Raw genomic sequence first — 11,769 nt, 5'->3', positions numbered from 1 at the left:
TCAAAATTATTCCGCTTGTAACAATACCTGACCGCTTTTTACGGCAGAATCGGCTAATTTTCCTAAATTGATAGGGTGAGCGTATCCCTCAGTGAAAATCACCATTGTAGTCATATCTAATTGCTTTTGCTTCATTAATTCATTGTCAAATTGAATTAAAGGCATGCCTTGTTTAACATAACTATTAACTTTAGCTAAAGCTTGAAAACCCTGCCCTTTCAATGAAACAGTGTTTAAGCCAATATGAATCAATATTTCTAAATTAAACCGCGCTACTTTAATCCCAACTGCATGTTTGGAAGTGGGCAAAGCCACAACTTTGCCCGTGACTGGTGCCACAATAATGTTTTCTGTTTCCAAAGGTTGAATGGCAAAACCCTCCCCCATCATTTTATGTGCAAAAACTTCATCATGAACTTTGGTCAAAGATACACAACGACCAGCAATCGGTGCCGCAACCTTAAGGCTGTTAACATTTCGACTTCTCAAAAATTTCAAAATCAACTCACCCTCCTTAAAAAATAAAAAAAGCTTTTTAAAGCACAAAACCTCCTTTCTAAAATAGAAAAGGGTAACGCCTCAAAAAGCGAGTAACAATCCTCTAACAATTCCAAATCAATTTTAACATAATTAAAAAGACTAGCAAGTATTTATTTACTTAAAATCCAATAATTTTTTTGCTGACCTCGATTACGAAAACTAATAAATTGATCTAATTTTCGAAACCGTAAATAAATATTACGTTCTTTCACATATTGGAGCGTAAGTCCCGGAGGTCGCCGATACGTATGTCCCGGGTAAACTATAAGTCATCTGCCAAAGTTTTTATTTGTTGTAACGAGGTAAACATTTCGCCGTCAGATTGAGGATAATCGCCACAAAGACCACAACCCTCAATAAATAGCGTATCTCCCGACAAGAGATACCGATCGTTGACCATAAAACAACTTGAGCCTTGCGTATGACCTGGTGTCAATAGACATTTTAATCGCACATCATCAAATTTTAAAACTTGTGCATGCTTGAATTTAGTTACATTTTGTTCAACCAAATCGGGCTTATGGGACCAAATGGACCATTCTAACGCTGACACATAGAGTTGACACTGAAAATGATTCAACAAAAAAGTTATACCATCAATATGATCATGATGGCTGTGCGTCAAAAAAATGTTCAAGCGTTTCACACCATAATTTTGTAAAAACGAATTAGACTGTTCCACATCGCTAGGCGGATCAACAATAATGACCTGACCTTGATTGGAAAACAGGATAAAATAAATTATTTTTACCCCAAGCGGTACTTTTATGTATCAAAAATTCCATAATTTTACCATAAAAATTTAAAAATTATATTTTAAACCTCATTGATCTAACAACTACCTAAAACAGGATGTTTTTAAGTCTGCCCGTCCAGTGCATTTTAAACCTCATTGATCTAACAACTACCTAAAACCGATTTTTTATAATCAAATTTTAATTCAGCCGTTAATACCAATCAACAAGATCTTCATCAATGTAATAGAATTGCACTCCTAGTGGGACCTTTAGCAAATCAGGAGTCACAAACTCTAAAACAATGAAAGTTAAATTTAATTCATTAACTAATTGATTGATTTCAGACAGTTCCTGTAATTCTAAGTAATTAGCGAGATTACAAACTACAGGAATTGTTTTGAGATGACAAATCTCATGAATCTTTAGAACTGTTTTCGTTATAGCACACGGATCAAGCAACATCTGCTGATCTAAATGTACATTCAACATTTTTAAAGATTTCCTTAGATCTTCATCAAAATCTATTTCCAAGGGCAAGTCTTCTAACAATAACGAATCCTGTACAGTAGCCTCTACCTGTACAGTAGCCTCTAAATGATGGAAAGCAATCATAATTTTATTACGATTGTCTTCATCCAGGTTAGTGATATAACTCTTGACAATATGTGCAAGATATTTTTTGGTAACGTCACCACTTAATAACAAATCACCCACAAAATCAAACGTTTTGCTAATCTCTAATTGCTCATAATGATCACTGGTACACAGCAAACTATCTTTTTGACTCTGAAATCCCTGTACTAAGTCCCGATAAGCAATTGAACTATTAGTGGCGATCAACTTAATTCCTTTAGTCTGCCATTGCCACTTTTTGTGCGTTAAATAGGACAAAATCATAAAATCACCGTCCGATCGGATGTATTACGCACATCTTTAATTGGCTTACCAACTAAAAAATGCATATCGTTATATTGTTTTTCAGTTACCATTAGTGATTGAACTACACCACCTCGAGGCAAAAACTGCCGAACGCGATTTTCTAGGAAAGTTGCAGTTTGGCGTGTTACACACACGCGCTCATAAACAGAATATTGAATCATCAAGAAACCCTCATTAATTAATTTTTTCCGAAATTGGCGGTACTCTCTTTTTTCGGCAGTGGTCTCCATTGGCAAATCAAACATTATCATTAAGCGCATTATTCGGTACCTCATTTGTCACACTCATTTCCATTTTAATTTCATCTGTTTCTCCATTCAAAAAACGAAAACAATTTCTTGTATAAGTCGTAATCGCGTTAGTTAATAACGTTGTTTGCCCATTGAACTGAATTTCTAAACTTAAAAGTTCTACCAAACCATATTTAATATCAGGCGTAAACTCTGAAATTTGATCATGATCTTTCATCCAATAATCCACAATTGGTCGAAACGGTTCCATTAAGTCAGAACCTAAATTAAATTCGTTTTCTTCTGAATGGTGATGGATTCCCAAATAAGTTAAGTAACCATTAACTGCAATCTCCCGATCAAAACTGGCCAATAATATGCCATAGCCATAATCTAAAGCTGCATTGATCGCCTCTACGCTGCGACGGACAAATTGGTGACCAAATAACATCATAAAATATTTTAAATATTTTCGCGCGACAACTGCTTCTCGATTAGTTACATCATCTAATTCTAAAGCGTCTAACTCTGTCTGCAGTTTACAAGAATCTATTTGGTAATTATCTAAAACTGCAATTTGATTTTTGATTTTCGCATTCACAATTTTGGTCCATAAAATTTTTTGACGCTGTAAGTCCCAACCAAATTGTTGGCGCAATTTCTGTAAATTACGACTGCCTGGATAATAATCCATTGTTTCCGATACTGGCTGATAATGCTCGTCTACAAAAATAACTTTTGTTTGACTCTGCGCTAACTTGCTAATTAAAGCACTAGTAATCACCGCTTGTGATGTCGACACCAACAATAACTTAATATCTGCAATGGGAATCTGATTAATCCCATCACGTGTTTGTACAATCATCATGTTCATTGAATAAGTTAACTTTGCATGTTGCGTAATAATAACCGATCGCCATGCCATACCTCATTTCTCCTTGTCTTTTAGTCTAATTAATGGTATATTGTCCTTGTTGGGTAGCTCCCAGCAATAAACCTTATTGATCTAACAACTAGATTTAAAATCAAACAATGCGAAAGCAAAGTTTCAACACTTATCCCTAACCCTATGGCTGGGATTTTTTATTGCCTAAAAATAGAGAATCCGAAAATTGGATTCTCTATTTGCTTACAAATCAGTAATTTTGATCCGCTTTTCGAACAATCCCGTTGGAGATCGATAAATTAATTTAGTATTCGGAGACAAAGTAATACCTGAACCTAATTTCATCAATCCCAATTTCATACCATTACTAAAACCAATCTTAAGTGTATCACCTTGGGCCGGATTGTCATGTAAACCAATGAGTAATTGATGAACAACATATTTTTTGTCAATAACAGACAAATCATAAAATTTAGTTCGACCGTGGTGCAATTTTTCACGTGCTTTTCCAACATCAAAGAGTGGCAAATATTGATCAACTTTGGTTAAGATTTCATCAAAAACCTGGTCTAACAATAAAGATTCGTCATCATTAGTCTTAAAATCACCCGTTACCACACGCATAGCTTCAGTTGATAATGTTAATTGTTTGGCGTTATAAAGATAAGTTGCCGATCCTAACATATATTTCCGATTGCCATCCCAAACGACTTGTTTGTAATGAACTTTCCCTTTGACAATTGAAAAATCTCTAACCCCACGTTTATCTAAAATTGTTGGCGCTAGATATTCTTTTAATAAGTTATCATGTTCGATAACATTTTGGGTTTGATTTAATTTACCTAAAATACGCATAGGCACACTAACCACTTTATAGGTTGATTCGCTGGCTTTGTTAATCTTTATAATCGCCAGATAAGCATTTGTATTACTAGAATAACCACCGTAAATGTTTGGATCCAAGTTCTTAGACTTAGGAACTAACGTTCTAGTCTTCTTAGTATCGCGTTCCAATCTAGGATAAAGTGTCATGCCAAACATTTCTTGATCTTGCGTATAAGTTTCTCTAGAAATCAACATATGCTTAAAACTATAAGCGTGCCGCAACGGATCAAAAATATCCGGATGTTTTTCAAAAAGTAACTCATCAGTATGTGGACGATAGATTTTCTCAACAGTTGAATGACCTGGTCGATCTTTTTGCAACAGTAAACCAATAAAATTAAAATTATTGAGTTCCTTGATAGCAGCATGATTTCTATCAGAATCGGCATTCATCTTTTTGAATTTTCCGTAGACAAAAAATTGGCGCAAATTAGGATACATTTGATATAGATAATTACCACAAATTGCCGACAAATATGCATCGATTGCATGATGATAGTCGTTAACCTCTCGACTTTTATACAAATCTAATCGTTTCCTCAAAGCATGATTATAACTAGCTTTAACAGTAATAATTTCCGCTTCAGGATATTTGGTCTGCAAAATAATCGTTACCAATTTAATTACTTGACTTGTTTCGACCAATTGGCGATTAACAAAACCTGCACGTTTATACTTATCCAAATTATCGGGATCTAATTGTAAGTTATTTAATTTAAACTTGCTAATCATCCCCGCTTTTTGCCATTGTTTCCACATTTCAGATACACTGATCTTTAAATCAGGGACTAGCTTATTGGCAAAATGCTTGAACGGAACATCATCAGATTTAGCATTGTTTAGTGCAGAAGCTGTTAGAACACGATTATTCAAAGAGTCATCCTTAATAAAAGATTGTGGCAAAATGTGATCAATTTGGTATTTAGTAGTAATGTCATCAATATTGATAGTCTGACCAGTATACGCATCGCGTCCACCCTGCATAAAGTATAGATAATATTTGTCTCTAACTAATTGCTTGCTCTGGATAGCTGAATCTAATTCATCCTTAACACCTTGCTCAACTAATTGATTAGCAATTTCTTTATAAGCTTCTTTTAATTGTTTGCCTCGCTGCTTAGACAATTGCGGATTTTTTTGCGGTTCGCGAGTAAACTCAATGGCAAATTTTGCTGGAATTTTCCCGCCTGCTGCTTTAACAATATCGGCAACTACCTTCACTACTTGGCGAATGGCTTTTTTATTAGCAGGTGAGGTGTAAGCATCTGCCAGCACATCTTCTACCGCATTTTCTTGGTTATCTTTAACTAAAGATGAATTGGCTTGATCAATTACCGATTTAAAAGCAGGTTCTTTGACAATTTGCATAAAATTCAATTGACTATCCCATAACCGTTCGATAATGTTCTGACCATTATCATCATGCAAATTGATCAACAATTTATACGACAAGCTTCCCCAACCCTGATGGCGTAATTTCAGTAAGCAACCAATTTGCTTACCAGTCAACCAAGAAATTTGTTCAGTCTGGGCTTGTTCCAATTTAGCTTGATAAATATGACGATCCTCAAAAATTGTGGACCACTCAATGATTTTCTCTAAATCAGCTTGATAGTCAGCATTATCCAAAATAGATAGTGGAATAAACTTTTTAAATTGATTATATGTTTTTAAACTGGAATTGAATTTATGTTCATCAGCCAGACCCTCGATTTTCACACTCGCCATTTGATAGCTTTGACATAAATACGCATTCAAACATTTTTTAGAAACAGTCTTGTTTTGCTTAAACAGATTCTCATAAACATCTTGTTTTGTAGCTGCTTTTAAATGTTGACCGTTAACTCGAAGGTTATTTAGCTCATTTAAAACTGTAAATTTTTGATATAGCAAACTATTCGCCGGCAAAACGTCTTCACCCAACAAATAAGTATCCTTCGTGGTCATCCGCTTAATGAATTGATTAGCCGTTGCCATCCGATCGACTTTTTCATCAAAATTCCAAGGTGTAATAGCTTCATTAGGCTTAGGGTCATTTTGATTACGGATCATCCACGCAAACTCAGTCCCTGAAGTTTTAATTTGGTTTTCTTTTGTAATCATTGGTCCTACATAATATGGCACTCTGAAACGAATTAATTCATCAAGCTTATAAGCGGCTTGCTTTTGATGTTCAATGATAGGATTACGCTGCGCTAAAAATGGATAATATTTACTCTGATTTTTAATGATTTGATCTAATTCAATTTGGTGAAGTTGAAAAGGAATCACACCATTGGCACTGGTTCTTTGCTTCGGCATAAATGTATCCAAAGCTATTTTCTCTAGAATTGCATTAACTTCAGAAGAATCATCTAAATTCTTCTCAATCGTTTTATAAAATTCTTCTTTACTCATAACTTTTTTAGCACTGAACTTATTTTTAGCTTTTAGCAGTTGCCCATGGCGATTATTAACATACAAATCATAAGCTAGTTGCAAGTTTTGAGCTTTATCGCGATCGGGATGCTGCTTAATAACTTGTTTCAATAACTTTAAATCTTTTTTATGATCATCATATTTACGAACCATTGACTCGGATAAACTTTTACCTTCATCCACAATTCCACTCAGCGTAATTGCACCAAATAATGATTGAATAACTTCAATAATTTCTTGACCAGTTTCATCAACCTGATCCGTAATTGCCGCTAATTTATCATCGGCATCTGAATCACTTAATTTAAACTGCCATTCACTTTTACTATCAGAATCAATCTCTTGCGATAAAATAGTTTCAAATTGTGTTTTATAACCCATAATAGCTTTCGCAATTTGACTCGCAATGGCTTTCGTATTTTTATCATGATTGGAATCAGAAACCAATAATTCACCAATGCTTTTAACTTTATCAGTTTTAGATTTTTTGACATCACGCAAAACAGCTTCAATCTCGGCAGAATTTTGAATAGCTAATTGGATTGGATGATCTGGATTGATTTCAGCAAAAAAATAATTGAGCTTTTTTAAAACTTTACCAACTTCGATTTTGGAAGCGTTAAAATTATCAACACCATCCTTCTGTAAAAAGTTCCCACGATACTTAACAATGTGATGAATTGCTAAATATACCAAACGTAAATCAAATTTTTTATCTTGAGTCATTAAAGCTTTTCGTAAATGGTAGATGGTTGGATAATCGCAATAAAAAGCATGATCTTCATTGGGAGTAGGGAAAACAATTGCTTGCGCAGTTTTTTGATGATCCAAAGGTGATAAGCCCGACTCGCGCATTCGGGCAAAGAAATACGGATCAACTTGAGACATCTCATCATCAAAAAATTCTTCTAATAAGCGCAAACGCCATTTTCGCCGTTTCAGACGACGACGCGTCGTACGAAAACCGCGTCGTTCAGCAGCAGATTTTCCTTCTTCAAACAACCGCGCACCAATCGCAGTTTTGCCTTGAAGATGTAGTAATTGATTTTTCATATCCATGGCTGCAAAACCACAAGAATTAGTTCCAATATCTAAGCACACAATGTAATCCTACTTGACTTTAGTCATAACGATCTCCTTTATACTCCAATTTTAAAAACGCTTACTTTAGAACATTATAACCTTTTAATCCAAAAAATACATTTGAATCCAAACCTTATAAATAAGCAAGTTAAATTTTTAATTTATTAATTGCTAAAATGAAAGCAAATAAAAAATTTTCTCTATAAGGTAGAGGAAGTTTTAATCAAATTGAGTCAGGAGAATATATATGATTTTTCACCACAAACTAACAACCAAAGCAGGTACTTTTTCTTATATATCAACGCAAAAATTAACTTCACCACACATCAATTTGCTTTTCTTCACAGCAATGGGAATTGGTTGTTCTTATTTTGATTTTTACGGCCTGGTGAATGAACTTCCGCAAACTATAAACTGCCTCTGTGTAGATTTGTTAGGATCTGGTTCCAGTTCTCAACCGCACAATTTGAAACGTAATTCACAAAATATTGTTCAAGAAATTACAATATTTTTAAATCAATTACCGCTCAACGAAGTTTATCTATGTTGTCATAGCTTTAGTTCTTTGTATTTATTGGCTACCCTCCATCAAGCAACACTGAACACCAATATCAAGGGATTCATTAGCATTGATCCAACCACTGTCGAAATTATGAAATCTTACACTGATCCCTTTCAAGATAGTTTAGAAGAATCCCAGCCCAGACCAATCGACAGTTGAAAGCTCAGAGGCAATCAATTATTCCAGATGCTGACATCAATCCATTATTACCAGCTGATTTAGCAACACGTTGTCAAAAACTTTATACTGACTTATCCGGTTCAACCACTGAAATTGCCGAATTAAAAGCAGCACCTCAAACGCTAGAGTCCATGAAAAATCTCCAGTTACCTGACGAAATATCCGCCTTAAGTTTCATTTCATCCCTAAATGCTGCAGGATATGAACAATATGGCAACCCATACTTCAACCAAAATCCATATTCAATCCAAATCAAACTTAACGGACATCACTTTTTACACTGGTTACATCCCAAATTGATGGCTCAGTTCATCGCTAATTATTTGGTCCAAAGTGAAAAAATTAATCCTGCGTAACCAAATAATCAAGAAGTACAAACATTGCTTGACGATTAACGCTTGGCACTGGATGCTCCAAAATTTCGGTGACACTTTGCTGAAAAATTGAATTTTGTACGTATTGCTGGTCATTAATCGCCATTTCACGCACATTTAACAACTTAGGTTCCAGATGAAACTGCAATCCCGCCACATGATGGCCTAACAAAAAACCTTGATTAGCTAAATATTGATTAGAAAACAACAATTTCGCTTGTTGCGGCATCACAAATGTTTCTTCATGCCAATGTAAAACGTCTAATTTTGTAGGCAATTTAGGAATAGCTTGACTTTGTAATACAACGTTACCCCAGCCAACTTCTTTGATCGGTGCTTTCACCACGGCATAACCCAATGTTTTGGAAATTTGCTGCGCACCAAAGCAAACTCCAAAGATAGGCTTATTTTGGTTCAATAATTCCTGAATTAAGAATCGTTCTTGTTGAATCCAAGACAATTGATCATTGGGGCTCATGGGACCACCCAAAATCACCAGAAAATCCGTTTCTGAAGCTTTCGGTAAAATTTGAAACTGCGCTGGATGATAAATAAATACTTCATTATCCCTACTTTGCGCCCAATCTAAAATTGTGCCCGGACCTTCATTAGGCGTGTGTTGCAGAATATTCATGCGCATGACGAAGTCCTCCTCCAAATTAATTATTCAATCATTATATTTAAGATCAAAAATAGTTTCGCAATAAAAGGCAAATTCACAACAAAGTATTATAATTAGTTTCAAGTTATACGATTATAATCCTGATCCTGTAGCCTTCAACAAACGATAATACTCACCTTGCTGTGCTACCAATGCTTGGTGTGTTCCTTGTTCAATGAGTTTGCCCTGTTTTAGGACCACAATATTATTCGTTTTTTGAGCAATCGCTAGTCGATGGGCAATAAAAATCACAGTTTGAGGCAAACACAGCAACGCTTGGACTAATTTGGCTTCCGTGATAGCATCCAAACCACTCGTTGATTCATCAAAAATCAAAACTTGCGCTGGCGACAGTAATGCACGCGCAATTGTTAACCGTTGTTTTTGCCCGCCCGATAACATATCACCGTTTTCATCTAATTTGGTTTCATATTGTAAAGGCAGCTGCTCAATTTCCATTTGAATTTGTGCAATTTGGCAAGCTTGTCGAACATCAGCTAATTGTACGCCCGATCGATTACCAAGCTGGAGATTTTCTAAAATGGTACCTGAAAAAATATATGGCTCCTGCGGTACATAAACAATCTGCTGCCGTAAAGTCATTTTATCAATTGCCGTAAGCTGGTGCCCGTTAATCAAAATTTGACCCTGTGTTGGTGTAAAAAAATCCACCAACAATTTGACTAAAGTGGACTTACCTGAGCCACTCATACCCACAATCGTCAATTTGGTCTGTGCAGGAATCGTTAAAGAAACATCACGAACTACATCTGCACCATAGCCATAATGGTAACTAACATTGTTAAAAGTAATATCACCTTGTAATAATGTGGGATCTTGAAGCGGGCGTGATTGCTTAAACTCAGATTCCACTAAATAAATCTCATTGAGACGATTATTAGCTACTTGAGCACTTTTGATTTTCGGTTGCAAATTAATGATATTTTGCAACGGGTTCGTAAAATACGTTAACAAAGCATTGAAAGTCATCAATTGCCCCACCGTTAAAACCTTGTGCACAACCAAGATGGCTCCTACCCACAAAATAACCACACTCAATCCTAATTGCACAAACAGCTTCAAAGCTTGCTGTAATTGGTCGGCTTTTATATATTTCAAACTTTTTTCTAAGACATCACTAAATTCGTGGTCTATTTTTTGATAACTCTGGTGTTCGCTGGATAACGATTTGATGGTTTCCATACCATGCAAATCTTCAATAATTGTAGAATTTAATTGTGAATTACTTTCCATTTGCTTTTGATTCAACTTCACAAATGGCTTGTTAAATGACCAAATAATTACCATATAAACAGGTAATACCAACAAAGTAATGATAAATAATAGCCGGTTTTGGATTGTTAATACGACGCCCGTCAATAAAACAATTGTCAAATCTAATCCAATCGAAATAATGGAACTCGCTAAAGCATCGGTAATTTTACTAGCATCGTTAAAGCGCGAAATTACATCACCAGTCTTCCGAGTGGCAAAAAAGGACATGGGCAATTCAAACAAATGGCGCACATAATCCAACAAAATATCAACAGATAAATGTTGCCCCAAAACAGCTAACAAGCAATTTTGGATATAAGAAAACACTGCTTGGAAAACGTAGGCTACTAATAAGCCTATTGCAATAATGGACAAAGTGTTAACCAGTTGCTGAGGAATGTATGTATCAATCAAACTCTGCACAAAATAAGAACCTAGGATACTAATGATGGTGACAATCAAAGCCGCTAAGATAATTTTAGCTAAAAGCCGTTTTTGCTTAAAAATAACGGGAATAAATTGTAACAAAGATTCTCGCTGCTGATTCTGAACAGGGTGATAATCGGCTGTTGGTTGAAAAAATAAAGCCACCCCTGTCCATTCTTGTGCAAATTGTTGATAATCCATTTTTACTATTTTAACGGCTGAATTCGGATCCGCAATGGCAATATGATGTTTATTAGCCTTTAGCACTACATAATAATGTTCTAAATTACCTTTTTTCACAACATGTGCGATAAAGGGGTATGGAACTTGTTTAGTTTGAAATAAGGCCAGGTCCGCTTGAACAGCTTGAACATCCAAGTGAAATTGTTCGGCTGCTTTTTTTATTCCAAAAGCAGTGGTACCAGCCGTCGTAGTTTTCGTATACATCCGCAATTGAGCTAACGAAACGCGAGACCCATAATTTTTTAAAATCATCGCTAATGCTGCCACACCACAATCTTGCTCGTCGACTTGGGGTGTATAAATTCGTTTGATATTCAACATTTTTTATCC

At 35.4% G+C, this 11,769-nt stretch carries 10 protein-coding genes; 2 read left to right on the top strand and 8 right to left on the bottom strand.

Going from position 1 to position 11,769, the window contains the following annotated elements:
* Window positions 1-6 precede the first annotated feature (6 nt).
* The 6 genes from MOO45_RS04005 to cas9 all read right to left on the bottom strand — a co-directional run bounded on the left by MOO45_RS04005 (window position 7) and on the right by cas9 (window position 7,736).
* Window positions 7-498, bottom strand: a complete 492-nt coding sequence (locus MOO45_RS04005; RefSeq protein ID WP_249515092.1) for a PTS sugar transporter subunit IIA — start codon at window positions 496-498, stop codon at window positions 7-9.
* Window positions 499-802: 304 nt separating this feature from the next.
* Entirely contained in the window at window positions 803-1,222 is a 420-nt protein-coding gene (locus tag MOO45_RS04000; protein ID WP_249515091.1) for an MBL fold metallo-hydrolase, read from the bottom strand.
* A gap of 265 nt (window positions 1,223-1,487) precedes the next feature.
* On the bottom strand, window positions 1,488-2,174 hold the full coding sequence (gene csn2, locus MOO45_RS03995; protein WP_249515090.1) for a type II-A CRISPR-associated protein Csn2: 687 nt from the start codon (window positions 2,172-2,174) through the stop codon (window positions 1,488-1,490).
* The gene (gene cas2, locus MOO45_RS03990) at window positions 2,171-2,476 is read right to left on the bottom strand and encodes a CRISPR-associated endonuclease Cas2 (RefSeq protein WP_249515089.1); all 306 of its coding nucleotides are present in this window, start codon (window positions 2,474-2,476) and stop codon (window positions 2,171-2,173) included. Before cas2 ends, csn2 begins: the two co-directional genes overlap by 4 nt.
* Complete coding sequence (cas1, locus tag MOO45_RS03985; protein WP_249515088.1) at window positions 2,454-3,371, bottom strand: type II CRISPR-associated endonuclease Cas1; 918 nt, start codon at window positions 3,369-3,371, stop codon at window positions 2,454-2,456. The genes cas2 and cas1 overlap by 23 nt, the downstream gene beginning before the upstream one ends.
* 204 nt (window positions 3,372-3,575) lie before the next feature.
* Window positions 3,576-7,736: a type II CRISPR RNA-guided endonuclease Cas9 gene (gene cas9 / locus MOO45_RS03980; RefSeq protein ID WP_317619047.1), complete on the bottom strand. Its 4,161-nt coding sequence runs from the start codon at window positions 7,734-7,736 to the stop codon at window positions 3,576-3,578.
* Window positions 7,737-7,965: 229 nt separating this feature from the next.
* Between cas9 and MOO45_RS03975 the strand changes: the two genes are divergently transcribed.
* Both MOO45_RS03975 and MOO45_RS03970 read left to right on the top strand, forming a co-directional pair.
* Window positions 7,966-8,439 (top strand): alpha/beta fold hydrolase, encoded by a 474-nt coding sequence (locus MOO45_RS03975; RefSeq protein ID WP_249515087.1) that lies wholly within the window; start codon window positions 7,966-7,968, stop codon window positions 8,437-8,439.
* Window positions 8,436-8,816 carry a hypothetical protein gene (locus tag MOO45_RS03970; RefSeq protein ID WP_249515086.1) on the top strand — a complete coding sequence of 127 codons (381 nt, stop codon included), beginning with the start codon at window positions 8,436-8,438 and terminating at the stop codon, window positions 8,814-8,816. The genes MOO45_RS03975 and MOO45_RS03970 overlap by 4 nt, the downstream gene beginning before the upstream one ends.
* Here MOO45_RS03970 and MOO45_RS03965 read toward each other — a convergent pair.
* Both MOO45_RS03965 and MOO45_RS03960 read right to left on the bottom strand, forming a co-directional pair.
* On the bottom strand, window positions 8,803-9,474 hold the full coding sequence (locus MOO45_RS03965) for a type 1 glutamine amidotransferase (protein ID WP_249515085.1): 672 nt from the start codon (window positions 9,472-9,474) through the stop codon (window positions 8,803-8,805). The two genes, MOO45_RS03970 and MOO45_RS03965, sit on opposite strands and share 14 nt — an antisense overlap.
* Window positions 9,475-9,588: 114 nt before the next feature.
* The gene (locus MOO45_RS03960; RefSeq protein ID WP_249515084.1) at window positions 9,589-11,760 is read right to left on the bottom strand and encodes a peptide cleavage/export ABC transporter; all 2,172 of its coding nucleotides are present in this window, start codon (window positions 11,758-11,760) and stop codon (window positions 9,589-9,591) included.
* Window positions 11,761-11,769 lie beyond the last annotated feature (9 nt).

Origin of the sequence: Bombilactobacillus folatiphilus (genome assembly GCF_023380265.1) — a bacterium.
In the GTDB taxonomy this organism is placed as follows: Bacteria; Bacillota; Bacilli; order Lactobacillales; family Lactobacillaceae; genus Bombilactobacillus; species Bombilactobacillus folatiphilus.
Note: the sequence above shows the minus strand (reverse complement) of the source record. Positions and strands in the feature narration are given on the sequence as shown.